This is a genomic window from Algoriphagus jejuensis, assembly GCF_039523455.1.
Lineage (GTDB): Bacteria > Bacteroidota > Bacteroidia > Cytophagales > Cyclobacteriaceae > Algoriphagus > Algoriphagus jejuensis.
Map to the genome: position 1 here is coordinate 758,230 of NZ_BAAAFI010000002.1, position 19,885 is coordinate 778,114.

Genomic DNA, 19,885 nt, shown 5'->3' on the forward strand with positions numbered 1-19,885 from the left:
TTCATTCACGCATTTTCCATGGTCTTGCGGATCATCTCCAGATTGGATCGGATATCCACGATCCCGTCCCATTCTTTGCCGGGCTCTCCGTGTTCTATCCCCACATAGCCATGGAAACCGTGAGCCATTACGATCTTCATCATCCGCTCATAGTCCAACGGATGTTCTTTGCCATGGTCATCCCAGACCATGGTTTTTAAACTCACCCCTTTGGCATACGGCATCAGTTCATCCACACCTCGATAAGAGTCGTAGCTGGATATTTTATCACCTTCAGCATGCATCCGGAAGTTGCCGAAATCCGGCAAAGTACCGGCTCGTTTGTGAGCAGTTTCCTTGATCATCTTAGCCAGCCATTTTCCGTTGGAAGAATAGCCGCCATGATTCTCGATGATCACATCGATATCAAAATCATCCGCAAACTCACACAATTGACGCAGTCCGGAACTGCATACGTTGATCGCTTCCTGCTCCTTTACTGCATCGGTGCTATAAGGTACCGCTGTGTATGCGTTGACCCGGATGGCGTGACAGCCTAGGAATTTCGCTGCTTCGACCCACTTTTTGTGATTTTCCACCGTTTGTTTTCGACCCTCGGAGGTAGCTGCGCCGAGCATTCCTTCCGAATCACACATGATCAATACCGAGGTCACGCCTTCGCCATCCGCACGGGTTTTCATCTCCTTGAGATAAACCATGTCTTTGGCCTTGTCCATAAAGAACTGGTTGACATACTCTACTGCGTCAATCTCATGTTTTTTGGCTACCAAAGCAAAGTCCAAATGATCCATCGTTTTGGCGAAGAGCGGGCGCTGAAGCGACCATTCAGCCAATGAGATTTTGAAAGTTTCCTTTTTGCCGGAGGCAAATGAAATATTTGGAATGCCAAGACCAAGTGCAGCTGAAGCCAAGCCTGCCGTTTTGATAAAATTTCGTCTGTTTGTCATGGGTAAGAAAAGGTTAAGGGTTAAAAGTTATTTTAGAAAGGTTGCCTAGGTGGATTTTTCAACTTGCATATTTTTTCGTTGTCAGTTCGATCTCTGCCCACCGCTGCTGTTTTATATCTCCCAACCAAGTCTGTAGTCTCTTGTGAGGAATTTATTTGCGGCGGCGTCATTAGTAATGGTAAGCAGATTTGCGTCAAATTCCACCATTTTATTAGCCCGCAAGGCCACAGCTCCCAGATTGATCGTGTCGGTGATGCACTGGGCACGGATAAAGCTGCCGGGAGTCTGCTTGCCTTCCAGCATGTAGTCCACCCAGGAGTCGGTCATGCGCTCGACTTCCCGTGAGTTGATTCGCTCGGCATCGCGGCCAGCCATCAGTTTGCTCTCAGGCAGCAAGACCGGATTTTCTCCCCGGAATCCGCCCAGGATTTTTCCTTTGGTGCCCACGAGTATCAGACCTTCCTCCGGCGTGTCTTTTCCGTCCATTTCGAGCTCCTCTGGCGCAAAAGGCTTCATGCCTCCGTCGTACCAAAACAGGTCAAATGCAGGCAGCTTCTCCTGCTCGGGAAACTTCCACTTGATCATACAGCTTGCGGGAAAAGCCACGTCGTTTTTCACCCATTGATAGACTTGGTTGACTTCTTCTCGGGTAGTGGTGCCAAAGGCCTTGGCAGAAGTTGGACTTTTGGTGATCCCGAGCGTCTCAAACAACGGAAACAGGCTGTAATGTCCCATGTCAGCGACGGAACCGCCGCCAAACTCATACCAGCCCCGGAAGACGTTGTGTGTGTAGTTCTTGTGATAGGGCATGTCCGGTACAGGGCCGAGCCATAGTTTCCAGTTGAAGCCAATGGGGACGGGCATAGCTGGTTCCGGTCGTTTGGTCCATTGTTGCCAGACGGGGCGGTAGGACCAGTTGTGGATTTCCTTCAGCTCGCCGATTAGGCCTTCGTCCATCCAAGCCTTGATCTGCCGATATTCAGGACGATCCGACCAGGCCAAGAGATGGGTGATCGTTCCGCTGGACTTGGCTTTCTCGATGACCTTTCTTCCTTCCAGAAGCCGATTCGAGATAGGCTTGTGGGTCACGACATGCATCTTTTTGTCCATGGCAGCGAGTGCAATGGATGCATGGGTGTGGTCGGGAGTCATGATCTTGACCGCATCGATTCCTTTTTCTTTTGTCAACAGTTCGCGGAAATCCTCGTAGCTCGCGCAGCCTTTGTATTTGCCTGAGGGCTTATTTCTGGCGTAGTACTTTTCGACGTACTCCTGTCCTATGTCCCTGCCGCCGGGGATCCCCTGTTTGCCTTCCCACCAGGTCGGATCGCCCAACACTTCCCGGACGTTGTCACGGATGCCATTGGCCGACCAGTCGATGTAGTCCGAGGAGCTCTTGTTTACATCGCAGACGGCAACCACCCGGACCTTGGGGTTTTTCAGCATCTCTCCCATCTCTCGGAGGCCCTGCGTGCCGCAGCCGATGTTGGCGACGGTCAATTGGTCGGAGGGCGGGATGTGTCCCGTCCCGGCAATGACATGCGAGGGGACAATGGAGATGGATGCGGCGATGGTGGCTGCGGAACTTAAAAACTCTCTTCGGTTGAGATAAGGCACAGGCATGTGGGTGATAGGGTGAAGTTCTTTTACTTAAAGTTTTGAAAGATGTTTTTGTTGAGGATTGCTGACGTGGGATTGGTTTTCTTTCAGTTGTCTCCAAAACTCCTCTTTCATCGCCTCGGCATCGATCGATGCATAGATTTTGATTTTCCGTGGAGTGTTTTCAGGAGGAGTTTGCACCGTGGCTTGGGTAGACCATTCAGGGTAGAGATAGGCTTCTATCAAAGCCAAGTCCCACATTACCCGAATCTCGTCCTGTGGATTTTGGGTCCGCCAGCGATCGGCCAGGATTTTTTCGATCTCGACAGACTCATCCAGTGCAGCGTAGGTCTCCTCCCGGTCAAACTTGAGTGCAAAAGCAGTAGTCGTGGTCATGAGGGTGAAGTCCAAGCCCTCCAGATTGAGCAGATAATCGAAGGAATTGAGATCACAGCGGATATTGAATTCGTTTTTGTTCCAGGCTCCGGTGGCTGGATCATACCATGCTCCCAGGGAAAATAGCCGGATCTTCGGAAGGATGTCCGGAGCAAGAAGCAGTGCGGTGGCGATGTTTGACATCGCACCCAGCGTGATGATGTCGAGTTTTTCTCCTTCGGCAGTCGACCGGGCGGCTGCGATTATCGCCTGGGCAGCGGGAGAATCGCGGGGTTCCTGTTGTCCCCAGGCACGTCCGATCTGCCGGTCAGCACCCAGTGGATGGGGTATATCTACCCGGTTTAGAGCGTTCAGAATTTCTTCATTGAGCCGCTGGCTTTCTTCTACGGGCTTTAAGGTCTCCGTTTGGTAGGCATTCCACTTTTCGAAAGTATTGAGGTCAGCGTTGTTGAAGTGGGCGGAGCTGAGGCCAATGAGTTTGACTTTGTCGGATTTGACGAGGTGTGCGATGGCGTAGAGGTCGTCCATTTCGTTGCCTGTGTCCGCATCGAGCCAAACTCGCTGTTGCGCAATAATAGTTTGAGAAAATAAAAATAGCAGAAGGATAAGCTTGGTTTTTTTCATTTTGTAAAAATTTTGAATTGTTAAAATAAAGATTTTCTGCCCGACTATGGACAGGGTAGGTTTTTTTTTCAAAAAGCGTATCTTTTAATTTCCACTTAAAACGAAGACATGAGACCGGTTTTTTTACTAATGCTATTGGTTACCCTTTTTTCCTGCCAAAGAAAAGAGAAGCTTTCCGACAGGGTCATCTACCCCGAGCGCCCCAATATCGTCTGGATCGTCTGCGAAGACATGTCGCCCGAGCATCTGGAAAGCTACGGGGACACCGGGGGAAAAACGCCGAATCTCAACGCCTTGGCAAAGGAGTCACTCCAGTATAACAATGCCTTTTCGACCGCCGGGGTCTGTGCGCCAAGCCGCTCGGCTTTGATCACCGGGGCCTATCAGACTTCCATCGGCGGGATGCACATGCGCACTTTGGCACCATCCGCTGCGGCTAGTGATGCCTATCCACCGGGTTTCAAGGGTTACTCTACCGTATTGCCTGAGGGGATGCTGCCCTATCCTATCTACCTGCGCAAGGCGGGATACTATGTGACCAACAACGTGAAGGAGGATTACCAATTCAGAAGTCCTGTGGGGATGTGGGACGACAGCAGCAACAGTGCCCATTGGAGAAACCGACCGGATCCCAAGCAGCCCTTTTTCTCGATCTTCAACTTTACTACGACGCATGAGTCCCAAGTGTGGGCGCGGGAGGGAAAAGACAGTTTGCTGGTAGATCCAGATTCAGTGACCGTGCCACCTGTCTATCCGGATGATTCGATCACCCGGCGGACTTTGGCGCGATTTATCACCAATGTGATGCGGATGGACAAGCAGGTGGGAGAGGTGATCGCCCAGCTCAAAGCCGACGGGCTGTATGACAACACAATCATCTTCTTCTATTCGGACCATGGGGACGGGATGCCTTATTTCAAAAGAGAACTCTATGACCGAGGCCTGAGAGTGCCGCTGATGGTCAAGGCACCGTTCTTGGATGCGGGAACCGAGACAGAGGAACTGGTGAGCTTCGTGGATTTTGCGCCGACTTTACTCTCGCTGGCGGGAGTGCCAGTTCCCGAGACGATGCAGGGACAGGCTTTTCTTGGAAAGCAAAAAGCCGAACCTCGAAAATACATCTATGCAGCGCGTGATCGCATGGATTCGGAATACGACCGCGTCCGGGCGGTCTCCGATGGACGCTATAAATACCTCCGAAACTATATGCCCGAGAAGCCGAACTATCAAAACATCCGCTTTCGCCTTTCGAATCCTTTGATGCTTCACCTGTTGGATTTGCATGATAAGGGCCTTTTGGATCAAAATCAAGATCGCTGGTTTGCTACATCCAAGCCCTTGGAAGAACTCTACGATACGCAAACTGATCCCTGGGAATTTAAAAATCTGGCCGAAGACCCGGATTATGCTGAGCAGCTGGCCGAGATGCGCATCGTTCATGAAGAATGGATGCTGAAGTACGGAGATATGGCAGCCCTGAATGAGCTGGAAATGGTGAGAAATTGGTGGGGAGGGCAGGACTCAGCGCCTGTGACTCAGGTGCCGGAAGTCGATTTTCAGGGTGGAAAGGTAAGTTTGAGTTCGGCGACTTCCTCGTCGATTATTTCCTATCGAAAGTCCAAATCGGCCGGATGGAATATCTATTCCAAGCCTTTCGAAGCAGCACTTGGCGATTCGCTCTATGTGAATGCGCATCGGATTGGCTTTGAGCCAAGCGAAATCGCAACGGTGGTTAAATAAACCAACCACAGAGAGAAAATGTGTGCTTAGTGACTTTTAATAGTCCCAGATGTACAACAGAGGAATGACGTGAACTTGGGTAGAAAATGCCGTAGGCATGAATCATTTGCTAGCCAACCATTTTAATGGCTGGAATTCAAAGATGACAGGTTTTGAAAAATGCCGTAGGCATGGCCGATTTTCCAAGATTTCCTAAATAAGAAAATCGGTCATTAGGAGAAAGCAGGAGCGGTCGCTCCTAGCATGATCCGTCCGCTGTTGACCAAATAGACACTAGTCCATTTACCCCATCTTGAAGTCTTTAACTCACACCCTCTAACCATGAAAAAGCGAATCGGAATCCTTGCCTTTGCGATAGCCGCCATCTTCCATACACCTACCGTCCAAGCTCAGGACAACATGCTTTGTCAGGGTGCTTACTGGACAGAGGACGAAGCCAATATCCACATGAAGCAATGGGCTAAGGACTGGACGACGAAGGCCGATTGGGAAAAGCGTGCCGAGGTGATCCGCGAGGGACTCATCAAAGGCATGAAGCTGGACCAGATGCCGAAGCGGGACACTCCCTTCAATACCATCATCCACAGCACCCGAGAGATGGACGGCTACATTGTCGAAAACATCGCCATCGAGAGCTTTCCAGGATTCTACATCACCGGCAATCTCTATCGCCCGATCAGCAAAGAACCTTTTGCCAAAAGTCCCGGCATCCTCAGCGTTCACGGACATGGGACCGATCCCCGCTTTGGCGAAAGCGTCCAAACTCGCAGTGCTGCTTTTGCACGGATGGGAGCGGTGGTCTTCGCTTACGACATGATCGGCTATGGGGATTCCAAGCAGGTGGAACACAAGATCCCTGCGGCACTTTCGATCCAAACCTACAATTCCCAGCGCGTGATCGACTACCTGCAATCCCGACCTGACGTGGATCCCGAGCGCATAGCGGTGACCGGCGAATCCGGTGGAGGAACTCAGTCGATCATGATCACCGCTTTGGATCCCCGGATCAAGGTTTCAGTGCCAGTCGTGATGGTGTCCGCCTATTTCTTTGGGGGCTGTGTCTGCGAAAGCGGAATGCCGGTGCACAAGAGCGCCCATCACCAGACCAACAATGTAGAGATCGCTGCCTTGGCGGTGCCAAGACCAATGCTGCTGGTTTCAGACGGTGGTGACTGGACGAAAAATACTCCGAGAATCGAGATGCCCTACATCCAGAAAGTCTATGCCCAGTACGATGCCGAAAGCAAGGTAGATAATGTCCACCTTCCGGCTGAGCGCCATGACTATGGCCCCAGCAAGCGGGCCGTGGTTTATAATTTTCTGGCGCAGTACCTGGGCTTGAATGCGGGGAAGATCCTGGTCAAAAATCAGTTTGACGAAGGTTTTGTCACGCTTTTGCCCAGAGAGGAACTGATGGTTTTTAACGAACAGCATCCGATTCCGGCAAATGCCCTCCAAAGTGAAAAAGCCGTGATGGATTTTCTCCAGTTCAAACCCTAAATCCCAGTCCGATACTCCTCTATGAAATTCCTTTCCATCCTGCTGCTATTCACCGGATTGGGGATAGGCACTTCTGGCTTTGCCCAAAAAGCGAATGTGGTCACTTTTGGCCTGTGTACCGATGTCCACATTCCGACCATGCACGATTCGGAGTACCGCATGACGACTTTTATCGATGCGATGAAGAAGGAAAAACCTGACTTCATCATCGAGCTGGGGGATTTTAGCATTCCCAAACCCGAGTATCAAAAGGCCTATGATATCTGGAATTCTTTTCCCGGAGAAAAACACCACGTGATCGGCAATCACGAGATGGATGGGGGAACGACTCTGGAAAAGGCCTTGGCCTATCGAGAGATGGAGTCGAGCTATTATTCTTTTGACAAAAATGGGTTTCACTTTGTCGTGCTCGATGGCAATGACAAAGTGGATCCAAGCAAAAAGGGCTATCAACAACTGATCGGTTCGGAGCAACTTGCTTGGCTAAGGCAAGATCTGGAAAAGTCTCAGTTTCCGACCATCCTCTTTTCCCATCAAGGACTTTCTATTTATAAAACCCATCAGGAAACCTACGGCGTAGAAAACTTCGAGGAAGTTCAGGCTTTGCTCCAAGCTCATAACAGCCTTCATCCAGACCGTAAAGTCATCGCGTCCTTCAACGGTCACACCCATACGGACTATGCCGAAAACATCGGCGGTATCTGGTACATCTCCACGACTTCGATGGCATACCATTGGTTGGGGGAAGACTATGAGCATATCCGCTACAGTGCCGAAGTGGACAAAAACTACCGCTGGATCAAGTTTACGGCACCCTTCAAAGAACCCCTCTTTACGACCGTCACCATCTCGTCCAAAGGCACGATCAAGATTGCCGGCAAGAAGACCGAATGGGTAGGGCCATCGCCTTTTGAACTGGGCTTTCCCGAAAATCTGAAGCCCTACGTCCATCCCGAGATCAGCAAGAAAAAGCTGAGGTTTTAGCGATCGGATAGGTTTTGGTCGAGGTTTCCGAGCACATTCTTAGGGATCTGTTTTTATTGAAATACTTTTGTAGAGAATAAACAGACAGCCGGTGAAAAAATACTTGCCTCTCATCCTGCTTTGCTTTCTCTTTTCCATTGACCTTGCGCAGGCACAGGACTCTCAAAAGGAGACTTTTTGGGGGATGGCAGTGGGTATTCGCTCCCAAAATTTCCAGGACGAACTCGTCACCCAAACCAAGTACAGCGGAGGCCTGCTTTATTTCATGATCAACATGGAAAAGAACAAAGCCAACACTTGGCGGAAATTCAACTTTGAAGCAGCCGTTGGCAGCATGAAGAGTAAAGCCTTTGAGATCGGGCAGGTGCCTTCGCGTTACCTTCAGCCGAGTATTAGCTCCTATTGGAACGAGCTCAGCTACAGCTATCTTTTTCAGCTTAAGAGCGATGATAGAAGCGCGATCTATGTTGGCCCTGGCCTCTCCAACGTGATTTCCGTCCGCTATTCCCCCCGCTGGGACAACAGCCAGATCAATTACGAATTTACCGGAAACCTCCAGGCTGAGGGGCGCTATCTGCGGAACTTTGATCTTTGGGGAAAAGCGATGAAGGCGAGCTTTACCCTCAAACTCCCCTTGATCGGTTATATTTCACGACCAGGATATTCGGCGGTGCCGGAGTTTCTGGATCACGAAAAGAACTTCGTATCCTCTCTCTTTGACAATACGTCAGTGAGCTGGCTAGGCAATTTCCCCCGAATCCAGTTTGACAACTACGTCGAATTCCCCATCGCCAGCGGCAACAAGATGCAGGTGGTCTACAACTGGGAATACTATTCCTATCAAAACCCCGTGCCGGTGCACGCCGCCGCGCATACCATTGGTGTCAACTTCCTGATGAAAACCAAATGAGAAAGTTCGGAACCATACTTCTGTTGGTGATTGGGCTGGGCTTCACTGCCTGCGAAAATCTCTTTTACAGCTCAGAAAAAGAAAACAACAACGCCGACAATTTCGATGTCCTTTGGCAGGCGATGAAGGATCGCTATGCGCTTTTTGAGTACAAGAAGATCAACTGGGACAGCGTTCAGACGGTCTATCGCCCCTTGGCTCTTCAGGCACAAAGCGATCAGGAGCTATATGATGTGATGGCTGATATGCTCAATACGCTCAAGGATGGCCACACCAATCTCCGGACTCCTTTTGACATCAGTCGCTACCTGCCGTATCTCGAGGCGCCTGCCAATTACAATTTCGACGTGCTGGAGCGAAACTACTTAGGCGACTATCGCATCACCGGATACCTGCTCAATCAGGAGATTGATGGCGTGGGCTATCTTCACTACCGAAGTTTTGCCACGCCGATCCTGGAGGACGAACTGGACTTTGTGGTAGAGCGATTCAAGGGATTGCCCGGGGTCATCATAGATATCCGAAACAACGAAGGAGGCAATCCGGAAAACGGATTGAAGATTGCAGCCCGACTGATCAAGGAGCGCACCAAGATCTATTCGTTTAAGACCAAAAACGGCCCCGGACCGAATGACTTTTCCGAAGAAAAAGACATCTTCCTAGACCCCAATCAGCAAAATCCCCACTTTGAGGGACGAATAGTCGTCCTGACCAATCGCAAGGTCTATAGCGCGGGCAGCTATTTTTCCGCCTACATCAAGGGCATCCCCGGCGCGATCCTGATGGGTGACGACACAGGTGGAGGCTGCGGCGTCCCCGCTGGCTATGACCTTCCCAACGGCTGGTATTTCAATTACAGCTCGACGATCGGCTACACGGTTGATGGCCTGAACTTCGAAGGTGGTGTACCGGTGGACATCCGGGTAGAAACCACGGACGCAGACATTGCTGCAGGCCGGGATCCGATCTTGGAGAGGGCGATTCAGTATATCAAGACGGGGATTTAAGGCAAAATTTGTTTTTCGTTAGGCGAATAGTCCAATAGGCTGATTTTTGGGTTTTTCAGTTGGTATTTCTGCTTCTACCTAAACCCGTCAAAATGAACTTTCGGCTCCCTTCCACTTCCCGCCTTGGGCTTCCTGGATTTTCTCTTACGATAGCACTTTTGCTTATCCTTTCCTGCAAAGGAGAATTACCCGAGAAGAAAAATGCGGCCATTGAAACTCCTTTTCCAGACGAAAACTTCAATCAGGAAGTCCACGAGGCCTTTTTCGTAAGTGATCTTCCGGAGGAAAATGAGGTAAGGGATATCCTGGTCGAGCAGGAGAACCAGGTTTGGATTGCGACGGCTGGCGGGATATTTCGAAAGCCAGAATCTGACAAAGCCTGGATTCCGGTGATCGCTGGAACTGAAAGAGGGCCTTCCTTTGCCGTGGGGCAAGACAATGCGGGGACGATTTGGCTGGGCACTTGGGACGGGCTTTATCAAGTCAAAGCCAATCAGGCCACTCCAGTGAGCGGAATCGAAGGACCAATCTCTGAGATCACCTCCGCGGGTTCCGAGGTGTACGCTTTGGGCCCTTTTGGAATTTGGAGAAAACAAGATTCGGAATGGGTGAAGCAGTCCTATCCGATCGCAAAATCGGTTCGGGATGCGGTCACGGATGGCGAAGGCAATCTTTGGGTGGCGACCGATGCTGGGCTTTACCATTGCAGCGAGAATTCTGCAACACTCTACCAAAGTATCGATGAGCTGATCAGCTGCTATGCCAGAGCCGTCTCCTTCGGGCCGGGCGAAAAGCTTTGGGTGGGCGTGATGGGCGGAGTTTCGGTGCGAGATGGACAAAAATTGGGATACAACCTGACCGCAAAAGAGGGTGTTCCCTCAATCCATGTTCGCTCTGTTTCCCAATCTCCCGAGGGAGTGATGTGGGTAGGCACGGAAGTCGGCGTAGTGCGGTATTTTCCCGACGGCAGCCACTCCTTGCTTTTTAGCAGGCGCTGGCTTACCGATGATCACGTCAACCAAGTGGCTTTTGACAAAGAAGGAAATGCTTGGATCGCAACCCAAAACGGAGTAAGCCACATCCGAAAATTCTCCATTAGTTTGGCTGAAAAACAGAAGCATTTTTACTCAGAACTTATGGCCAAACACATGCGGGATCCTTGGATCTGTGGGATGCTGCGTTTGGAGGTGCCAGGTGATACTTCGACTTGGGTAAATTCCGACGACGACAACGACGGAGAATATACCGGTGGCTATCTGGCGATGGAAAGTTTCCGCTATGCGGTCACCAAAGATCCCGATGCCTTGGACAAAGCCCGAAAAGCCTTTGGGTTTTTGAAGCTACTCTATGAGGTCACGGGGACGGATGGACTTTTTGCGAGAACGATTGTGCCGACCGACTGGACTCAAGTCCACGATCCCAATCGAATCTATGCCGACCGGGAGTTGGCGGAGGCTTTGGTCAATGATCCGCGCTACAAGCCTGTTGAGCAGCGGTGGAGACTGTCTGCCGATAAAAAATGGCTTTGGAAAGGCGACACGAGCAGCGATGAGATGACGGGACATTTCATGGCCTACTTTTATTTCTATGAGTTTGCAGCCACGGAAGCCGACAAAGATGAAATCCGCGCCCACGTCTCAAAGCTCATGGATGCGCTGATCCGCAACAACTACAACCTGGTCGATGTCGATGGCAAGCATACCCGATGGGGCGTTTGGTCACCGGACAAGATCAACCGTGATCCGGACTGGGCTTCCGAGAAAGCAATCAATTCTTTTGAGATGCTCGCTTTTCTGAAGTTTGCCGCGGCGGCAACAGGCGACGAAAAGTACGAGTCGGAATACCGAAGATTGATTGAGGAAGAAGGTTATTTGGAAAATGCGGCTCAGCTCAACCACAAGAATCCAGCTTGGAAGATTTACTTTGACCTGACGATGGAGGGGTATCTTTTTCCGATCCTGTTGAAATACGAAAAGGATCCAGAAACGAGAAAAGTCTATCAGGAGCTCGCCGATGAATGGATTGGCGCCCAAACCGATGGGGAAAACCTGATCAACAGTCTGAGTTATTCGCTTGCCACGGGCAAAAAAGTCAATGTGTCCCAAACCCTTTCCTTTTTGCGTGAAACGCCCTTGGATCTGGTGGATTGGCCGATCAACCATATCAAACGAGAAGACGTCCAAATCGTGCATGCACCGATCTTGGAAGAAATTCAAATTTCCCAGTTGCCACCTCCGGCTATTCGCGCTACCGTGCGCTGGGATAAAAACCCTTGGGCGGCAATCCAAGGCGATCCGACACAGGTTCGAGAGCCGGTCTTCTGGCTTTGGCCGTACTGGATGGCGAGGTATCTGGAGCTAGTTGCGGAGTAGGATTTTGGAGAAAAGGGTAGAATAAGCATGCTACAATTCCTCTTTGAAAATCTGAGAAGCTTGCTAATCAGCGTCATAAACTCCAACCTTTGTGGATCGTATTCCATAAAAGTCGCGACTATTGTGGATCGTAATCCATAAAAGTTGCCACTATTGTGGATTTGGACTTTTTGTTTTGTTGAGAATCAGTTGTCAATCTTTCTGTTTATTGATTTTTTGCAGATCCTTGGGTCGGCAAGCAAGGGATTCCATCCTTCATATCCGGCCCGAAAGGTGGCTTTATTCGATAGTCTTGGATCTGCTTGGGTACATCGGTGTCCATCATCTGGTAAGTCGGAGTGTACCGCAATTCATCCCAATAGGTGGAGCGGGGATTCTCGAACCGCCGATCGCCGGTTGCCTTCATCCAGTCCAAAAGCTCTTGCCGTAAAGCTTTCTTGGTTTCTGCAAAGTTTGGTTGTGCGGCTAAATTGTTCAGCTGATAGGGATCGGCCACTACGTCGTAGAGCTCCTCCTCCGGTCGAGGACCGAAAGCCAGGGAAAAGTAATCTGGGCTTCCCGTTTGGGCTTTCCCCTCCATCTCCATGATCAGAAACTTGGTGATCGAGTGATCCACGTCGCCATATTGCCCGACAGACTGATGTACCGAGGGATCGCCGGCTGGATTTCGCTCCGGCATTGTGTTCCAGATATAGAGAAAGCGATCATTTCTGACTGCCCGCATCGGATAGCTTAGATCGCCTTTTCGTACGTTGGCGTGTCGCTCGCGCTCCAGAAAGACCTGGGCCCGATCCTGTTTTTCTCCCGCCAAAAGGTTCCAAAGCGACTGCCCACTCATGGCCTCTGGAGTCAAGTTTGCAGCTTCTAAAAAGCTTGGTGCAAAGTCCACAAAATTCACAAAGTCCTGCACGACACTTCCGGGATTTACTTTCTCCGGCCAGCGAATCGCCAGCGGCAACCTTGCGCCATAGTCGTATAAGGTGGCCTTTGCCCGGGGAAAAGGCATCCCGTTGTCACTCGTCATGACGATGATCGTGTTGTCCAGTTCGCCCATTTCCTCCAGCATGCGGATCAATTGCCCGCTTTCCCGGTCAAAGCGCTCCACTTCAAAATAGTAGTCGAGGATGTCATTTCTCACGCAGTCATTGTCTGGGAAAAAGCCCGGTACCGGCACGTCTTCCAGCTTCATTCCGGTTTGGATGCCGGTGTTGGGAACATATTCCCGGTGTGGATCTGTACTGCCAAACCAAAAGACAAAGGGCTTTCCCTTGGGTCTTTCTGCCAAAAACGCCTTGAAATCGGAATAGGTTTTTCCTGCAGGGTTATGCTCCAAGCCAGAGACTTTGAAGTCTCCCGGGCCCCAGCCTTTGCGGATGGAACCGGAGAAATAGCCGGCTTCGCTCAGCACGTTGACATAGGTTGGGTATTGCGCAGGCCATTCGGGCCAGAGGTTGCCGCCGCTCTCGATCTCATGTGGATAGCGGCCAATCAGAATCGATGCGCGTGAAGGCGAACAGGAGGGTGAGGAGGTAAAGGCATTGTGGAAAACTGCGCCCTCCCGCGCCAGCCGGTCAAATGTCGGCGTTCGCACCACCGGATCTCCATAGACTCCGGCATGCGGATAAGACCAGTCATCAGCGATCAGGAAGAGGATGTTTGGCGGTGTTTCTTGGGGAGTTTCGGAAGAGTTGCTGGAAAAAAGGCTAAGAAGAAGAAGCAGGAAGGGGGCGAGGATCATAGTGGGTTTTGGTCTATGTTGCTCAAAATAAGTGGAATCGGTCTCTTGTGCAAGAATGTCCTTATCCCGGTATGACCAGTGACTGCAGGTACTCGCTTCCGTTTCGGAAGATGTTCAGATCTATCCGTTCGCCGATGCCCGGCAAGCTCCCCTTTTCGGAAAACTGCCAGATCTCCCAGTCCTGAGTCTCCGGTTCCATGATCGGGTTGTAGTTGGCGACCCAGATCGGATATTGGTCAAAGCCATGCCCGTGAAGTACGTCCCAGAAAAAACGGTCGCCCGTGTAAATCATGGGCTTCACGCCATAGTGTTCCTCCACAATGCGCAGCCAGTTTTTCAGTCCTTCTCTCAGCTTTTCCCGAGGCTGAATGGTGCTGTGCTTTTCTATATCCAAGACCGGGATCAGGTCGCCATGTTTCAGTTTGGCAGTTTTGATGAAGTTTTGGGCCTGCTTGCTGCTGTTTTCGTTCGGGCGGTAGTAGTGGTAGGCTCCGCGTTTGACAGGCATATTGCCAAAACCGTCCCAGTTTTGGAGGTAGCGCCTGTCCACGCCATCGTCGCCCATTGTCGCGCGGATGAAGACAAACTCCATCCGACGGTTATCTAGCTGGAGTTGAAGTCCCGCGAAATTGATCTTGCCTTGATATTCCGACACGTCAAGCCCCAGACTGCCCTCGGGAAAATTTCGAAAGACGTGCTCCAGCTTGAGCTGCTCGGTCATTGGGGGCATGGGTCGGGTAAAATCACCCAGCTGTCGCTCGAGTTGATTCCTGAATCTGTATACCAAAACCACAGTTCCCAGCATCACCAAAAAAAGCAAAAGGACAATACCGATCCAGGGAGAAGAGGAGTTTTTTCGGGGCATAGCTGGAGTCAATTCCAGCCGCAAATTCGGGAAAGATAGGAGAACTTGAAAGCCTGCCTCAGCCTTAAAATGAAAGGTTTTTGAGGTGGATAGGGAAGCAATACCTTCGTTCTAAGGTCAGTTTTTTAGCTCACCTCAAAATTTGAATATTTTGAGGTCAGTGGTGCTTTGTGACCTCAGCGTTGAGGTCAGATTTTGGAACCGACATTAAAATCTCAAAAAATTAATGTCAGTCATTGGTTTTGGCCTTGATTTTAATGTCAGCAGTTGAAGCCCTGTTGAAAAGTAGGGATTGATTGAAAGCTTTATATCTCAAAGACCGCAGACTCCAAAGGACCAAAGTCCAAGTCAATTTCGGCACCCGCTTCCGTCACCCGAAGCATTGTCCTCTTTTTTCCAAACATCACTTCCTTGATCTCCCGATCGCCGATCGGAAGTTCCCATTTTTCTAGAAGTTCCGGTGAAAGTTTTAGCACCGTGTTGAGTCCATGATACTCTGAAAAGTTGCAAATAACGATTAGCTTTTGATTTTCATCCCAGCGGGCAAAGGCAAAAACCTTGTCTCCATACGCGGGATTTTGAATACGGTTGATATTGTGAAGTTCCAGGTAGTTGCCCGTTAAAGCGGGGCTTTTCAGGGTGAAATTCAGGACTTCGGAATAGTAGTTTCTCAAGGCTTTTTCATTCGCAGAGAGTAGCCCTCCGTCGAATTTCCCTCCATTCATCCACTTCTGATGCTGAGGCACGCCAATATAATCGAAGATTGAAGTGCGGTTGGGTTGCGCAAATCCCGCCATTTCAGCGGCGGGCTCGCCGACTTCCTGACCGAAATAGATCATCGTCGGGGAGGTCGAAACTGTCGCCGAAAGCACCATCGCCGGCATGGCCTTCCAAGGGTTGATCGCAAATTCTGGACTGGCGATCCGGACTTCATCATGATTTTCCAGGAAATGCAGCATGTGATGCTCGATGTCTTTTGAAAACTCTAACACCAGAAGCAACTGATCGGTGGATCCGTGACCCTGAATGATCTGCTTCAGTGTGTCGTATAACCCAACTTTGTCATATAGGTAATCCATCTTGCCTTTTTGGATGTAATCTTTGTAGAGACTGGGATTGTAAACTTCGGCCAGCAGAAAAGCATCTGGCTTGATCGTCTTAACGTGGGAATTCAGATAGGACCAAAACTCTACAGGGACCATCTCGGCCATGTCATAGCGGAAACCATCCACGCCTTTCCCTAACCAAAACTGAGTGATGTCCTTGAATTTTCTCCAGGAATCGGGGACGTCTTTTCCCTGCCAAAATTTAAAATGTGATTGACAATCCAAGAAGTCTGCCCCGGAAGGCAATTCGTCAAAATCCTTTTTCCCCTCCGGGCTGATACCATAGTTGATCTTCACCGTCTCGTACCAATCGTCGAAGTCCGGCTTCGCCAAGCGTGAACCGTTTCCAGTCCATTTGGCAGGAGATTCTTCGAAATTTATACCAGTAAAGGGGTGGGGCTCCCCACCCAGCGCACAGTATCCGTTTTTTGGGTCCGGTAGACAGAACGCCTCATCTATGATGTAGTAGAAGTTGTTGTCCTTTTTGTACTCGACAGAAATGTCATCGTCCGCACCGAAGTCCCGCACGCCGGGGGGGTTATTTCGACCCTCGTAGTAGCGGGAGACGTGGTTGGGCACGATGTCGATGATGACCTTCATCCCGAGTCGATGCGTCCGGTGGATCAGTGCCTCAAATTCTTCCAAGCGTTTGGTCACATCGAGCGCCAGATCCGGATTGACTTGATAGTAGTCCCGCACGGCATAGGGTGAGCCAGCGCGTCCTTTGATCACGTCGGGATGGTCTGAAGTCAGGCCGATCTCCGGAAAATCCCCAATCACGCCATGGTGTGGCACGCCAGTATACCAGATGTGGGTGATGCCCAGCTTTCGGATTTCCCTCAGTGCCAGATCCGTAAAATCGTTGAACTTACCGACACCGTTTTCTTCCTTGCTTCCCCAAGGTTTGTTGTTGGTGTTTTTGTTGCCAAAAAGTCGGGTAAAAACGTGGTAGATGACAATCTTCTGGGGCTTCATTGCTGATGGTTTTGGAAAAGCTGCCGCTTCGCTCAGGGATACGGCCAAACACTAATTCATCAGGTTATCGGGTCAATCGGTACAGCAAAATAGTATTTCTTTTGATCAAATCTGGGTATTGCTTCATGTTAATCGTTTCCCCGGGAGCATGAGCACCGCTTCCAGACGCGCCCAATCCGTCCAGGCAATCCATGAATTCCGCCACGAAGGAGATGTCTCCAGCGCCTCTACTGCCGGGATCGCCTGGCTTGACCTCACCCAGTCCCATGTCGAGACTGACTTGGTTGAGGATTTTTGCCAAAGCATAATTCCCCTCGCTAGGCTCCATCGACGGTAGCCCATCTCTGAAAGTGATCTCCGCATTGGTCTGATTCAGGTGCTTACCGACTATCTCCCGCATCTTGACACGGGCTGCTTCTTTTTGGGCTTCGCCCAAAAATCTCAAATCCCCCGTGACAATAGCTTCTCTGGCTACAATATTGGTCTTGCCAAGGGCTGTGCCGGTACCTGAGATTTCGTCCAAGCTCACATCTGAGCCGCCGATGAATTGGCCGGGATTGAAGGTCAAGTATTGCTCCCCAGCCAAGGTTTCCTGAAACTCGGTGAGTATCCGCGCTGCCTCGTAGATCGCTCCATAGCCCACCGACTCCCGAAAGACCCCGCTGGAGTGGCTTTGGTTTCCCGAAGTTTTCAAGGTCCAGCCGCTGGCTCCCCTTCTCGCCACCGTCACGGTGCCAAAGCCCTGGGCGGTTTCATACGCCAGCGCGATGTCATGTTGCTTGGCGCGCTCGATAAAATCCCGTCTGGAGATAGTCACATTCCCCGAACTTTCTTCATCGCCCGGGAAATACACGGTGATGGTTCTGTCCTTCAGCAATCCCAATTCTTCCATGGCTTTCAGACTCGCCAGGATGAGGACATCGCCTCCTTTCATGTCATTAGCGCCTTGGCCGGTGGCCGTGCTGTCGTTGAGATAAGTGAAGGGGGTAAAAGGCATGTCCTTCTCGAAAACCGTATCCAGGTGTCCGATCAGAAATAGCTTCTTGCCCTTGCTTCCTTTGCGCGTGGCAATAAAATGTCCCGCTCGGTTGACTTCAGCTGGCAGCTCCAGCCATTCCGTCTCGAAGCCTATCTTTTCAAACTCCCGCTCAAAGACTTTTCCGACTTCCCGCACGCCTTCTTTATTGAGCGAGCCGGAGTTGATATTGATGACCTCCTCGAGCAAAGCCAGAGTTTCTTGGTAGTTTTTGTCGATCAGTTCACTGAGTTGCCGCTCTTCTTTGGATAGTTTCTGCTGCGCAAAAAGCAAGGTAGGCGCCAGGCACAAGGCCAGGATTTGCAAGGTCTTTTTCATGCGAGGAAAATAGCCCAAAAAGCCGGCGCTGACAAGTCTTGATCCCTTGGCTCAGTCCTTCCCGGACAGGAAGTTCATCACTTTGCTTTGCCTACTTCGAAATTGAAGCTAAACTGAGCGTAAAGGGGAATCATCGGTGCCGTCTCCAAGCCCTGCGAAGCCAAACCGCCGATCTTGAGCACCAGATCATTTCTTCCAAAAGAATAGCCGCCTTGAAGCCCATAGGCGAAGTTGCCGCCCGTGGGAGAGGCTGCCCATCCGTCCTGAAGCTTAGCGTAGGTGTTTTGACGGAATTCCTCCGAGTGCCGAAACTGCGTCGCAATCGCCCAATCGAAGCCGAGCTCCCCGCCTACAAACCACTTGGGATGATAGTAGCCCACCATCACCCTAGACTCAAGGCCCAGATTCTGGAGGCGGACGAGTTGGCTCTCGTAGCGTCGGTAGATGCCTTGGACCGAAGCGATAACCTGAAAATTTCCTGCCTGTGCTACTCGGATCTGTCCACCGACTTTGGTCTTGAAGTCATCCAAAAGCTTTTCTCCTGAGGGGAAAGAAAACCCGGCAGTGAGCCAAAGCGGCGCTTGAGTAGATGGCCGATACGCGTATCCGAGGCCAAATCCTAAGGCGTAATCCCAAGCCGCCTCTGCGGAAAGGATATGCTTGTCTTCCGTCCTGATGTTAGCCCAGTTGAAGTCCTGGGATTGGACTGAGGAAAGGGAAAGTAGAAATGTCCCGAGGAAAATAAGTAGTGCTTTCATCGATGCTTAATTCAGTGAATTCAGGTAGTCCAAGACGACAGGATAGACCAGATCCCAGCGGAAATAGATCATCTCATGGCCCGTGTTGTCGATTTGGGCGATGGAGGATTTTGGGAAAAAAGCGGCTTCTTTTTCTGCGAAAGTCCTCCCGTAGGACTGGTTGTTTTCCCCGTAGAGAAACAGCGTCAGCTTGGAATAGTGCTCGAGATTTGTCGTGAAGTCAAAGCCCTCCTTTTCGGAGATATCGACAAAAGCGCTGAGGACGACCGCTCCGTTTCTCCAAAAAGGAGATGGACGTTCGATGCCTTCACTGTTGCCCGAGGCGTAGGAATAGGGCGTCTGGAGGGCAGACTTGTAGTCGAGGATCTCGTGTTCGTTTTCCTTTCCGGTGAGAAACTGTTCGTAGTACAAGACATCATTGGTTGACTCGGAGAAGGGATTGAGCTTGCGGCTGGCGGCACCGTATTCGTCCAGCAGCTGCTTGTTGAATCCCCCTGCTTCGGCAAAGATCGCCCCGTCGATGCGCTCGGGATGGGCGTTGATGTAGGCAGCGGCGAGCATGGCACCCCAAGAATGCCCGAAGAGGAAGACCTTTTGGGAGTCCGAACTGCGATAGTGCGCGATCACCGCTGTCAGATCGTCCAATACCAGTTGGATGGAATAGCTGTTTTTGGGATGTCGCTGTGATAGCCCGGATCCCCGCTGATCGTAGAAGATCACGAAATAACCATCCTCAGCCAAGGCTCGGACCTTCATCCCATTTCGGTAGTCGCCTCCTGGTCCACCGTGCAGAAATATCAGCATGGGGTCAGAGGGATTTCCGAAAGCCTCAGCGTGAAGTTGGGTGCCGTTGACGCTGATCTGTGGAAGACTGGGGTCGAGGTCGACGGTCTTTGGCACCAGATTGCCGGGAGTAGAGAGGTCCATCGGGTCTTCGCAGGCTGTCAGAAATATGTGGCAGACTGCGAGACCCAACAAGAGGGCATAGTTTTTCATTGCTTGTGCTGGGT

General features: G+C 50.8%; 15 protein-coding genes. 6 read left to right on the forward strand and 9 right to left on the reverse strand.

What is annotated here, in order from left to right:
* Positions 1–5: 5 nt before the first annotated feature.
* From ABD031_RS04265 to ABD031_RS04275, 3 genes are all read right to left on the reverse strand, one after another.
* On the reverse strand, positions 6–947 hold the full coding sequence (locus ABD031_RS04265) for a TIM barrel protein (RefSeq protein ID WP_343848729.1): 942 nt from the start codon (positions 945–947) through the stop codon (positions 6–8).
* A 111-nt stretch (positions 948–1,058) separates the two neighbouring features.
* Positions 1,059–2,570 (reverse strand): Gfo/Idh/MocA family oxidoreductase, encoded by a 1,512-nt coding sequence (locus tag ABD031_RS04270; protein ID WP_343848731.1) that lies wholly within the window; start codon positions 2,568–2,570, stop codon positions 1,059–1,061.
* Between the two features lie 27 nt (positions 2,571–2,597).
* The gene (locus ABD031_RS04275; protein WP_343848733.1) at positions 2,598–3,566 is read right to left on the reverse strand and encodes a nucleoside hydrolase; all 969 of its coding nucleotides are present in this window, start codon (positions 3,564–3,566) and stop codon (positions 2,598–2,600) included.
* 108 nt (positions 3,567–3,674) lie between these two features.
* Between ABD031_RS04275 and ABD031_RS04280 the strand changes: the two genes are divergently transcribed.
* The 6 genes from ABD031_RS04280 (at position 3,675) to ABD031_RS04305 (ending at position 12,079) form a co-directional block, all read left to right on the forward strand.
* A complete protein-coding gene (locus ABD031_RS04280; protein WP_343848735.1) occupies positions 3,675–5,306 on the forward strand; it encodes a sulfatase family protein in 1,632 nt (543 codons plus the stop codon).
* A 321-nt stretch (positions 5,307–5,627) separates the two neighbouring features.
* Positions 5,628–6,806, forward strand: a complete 1,179-nt coding sequence (locus tag ABD031_RS04285) for an alpha/beta hydrolase family protein (protein WP_343848737.1) — start codon at positions 5,628–5,630, stop codon at positions 6,804–6,806.
* A 21-nt stretch (positions 6,807–6,827) separates the two neighbouring features.
* The gene (locus ABD031_RS04290) at positions 6,828–7,790 is read left to right on the forward strand and encodes a metallophosphoesterase family protein (protein WP_343848739.1); all 963 of its coding nucleotides are present in this window, start codon (positions 6,828–6,830) and stop codon (positions 7,788–7,790) included.
* Positions 7,791–7,881: 91 nt separating this feature from the next.
* Positions 7,882–8,700 carry a hypothetical protein gene (locus ABD031_RS04295; RefSeq protein WP_343848741.1) on the forward strand — a complete coding sequence of 273 codons (819 nt, stop codon included), beginning with the start codon at positions 7,882–7,884 and terminating at the stop codon, positions 8,698–8,700.
* On the forward strand, positions 8,697–9,707 hold the full coding sequence (locus ABD031_RS04300; protein WP_343848743.1) for a S41 family peptidase: 1,011 nt from the start codon (positions 8,697–8,699) through the stop codon (positions 9,705–9,707). The genes ABD031_RS04295 and ABD031_RS04300 overlap by 4 nt, the downstream gene beginning before the upstream one ends.
* A 92-nt stretch (positions 9,708–9,799) precedes the next feature.
* On the forward strand, positions 9,800–12,079 hold the full coding sequence (locus tag ABD031_RS04305) for a ligand-binding sensor domain-containing protein (protein ID WP_343848745.1): 2,280 nt from the start codon (positions 9,800–9,802) through the stop codon (positions 12,077–12,079).
* A gap of 205 nt (positions 12,080–12,284) precedes the next feature.
* On the opposite strand, the gene ABD031_RS04310 is transcribed toward ABD031_RS04305, so the two are convergent.
* The 6 genes from ABD031_RS04310 to ABD031_RS04335 form a co-directional block, all read right to left on the reverse strand.
* Positions 12,285–13,817: a sulfatase family protein gene (locus tag ABD031_RS04310; RefSeq protein WP_343848747.1), complete on the reverse strand. Its 1,533-nt coding sequence runs from the start codon at positions 13,815–13,817 to the stop codon at positions 12,285–12,287.
* A 61-nt stretch (positions 13,818–13,878) separates the two neighbouring features.
* Positions 13,879–14,682: a glycoside hydrolase family 25 protein gene (locus tag ABD031_RS04315; protein ID WP_343848749.1), complete on the reverse strand. Its 804-nt coding sequence runs from the start codon at positions 14,680–14,682 to the stop codon at positions 13,879–13,881.
* Between the two features lie 305 nt (positions 14,683–14,987).
* Positions 14,988–16,763 carry an alpha-amylase family glycosyl hydrolase gene (locus ABD031_RS04320; RefSeq protein WP_343848751.1) on the reverse strand — a complete coding sequence of 592 codons (1,776 nt, stop codon included), beginning with the start codon at positions 16,761–16,763 and terminating at the stop codon, positions 14,988–14,990.
* A 64-nt stretch (positions 16,764–16,827) separates the two neighbouring features.
* Positions 16,828–18,117: a M20/M25/M40 family metallo-hydrolase gene (locus ABD031_RS04325; RefSeq protein WP_343848753.1), complete on the reverse strand. Its 1,290-nt coding sequence runs from the start codon at positions 18,115–18,117 to the stop codon at positions 16,828–16,830.
* Between the two features lie 77 nt (positions 18,118–18,194).
* Positions 18,195–18,875, reverse strand: coding sequence for a hypothetical protein (locus tag ABD031_RS04330; protein ID WP_343848755.1), 681 nt, complete (start codon positions 18,873–18,875; stop codon positions 18,195–18,197).
* Positions 18,876–18,881: 6 nt separating this feature from the next.
* Positions 18,882–19,871 (reverse strand): alpha/beta fold hydrolase, encoded by a 990-nt coding sequence (locus ABD031_RS04335; protein WP_343848757.1) that lies wholly within the window; start codon positions 19,869–19,871, stop codon positions 18,882–18,884.
* Between the last annotated feature and the right edge of the window lie 14 nt (positions 19,872–19,885).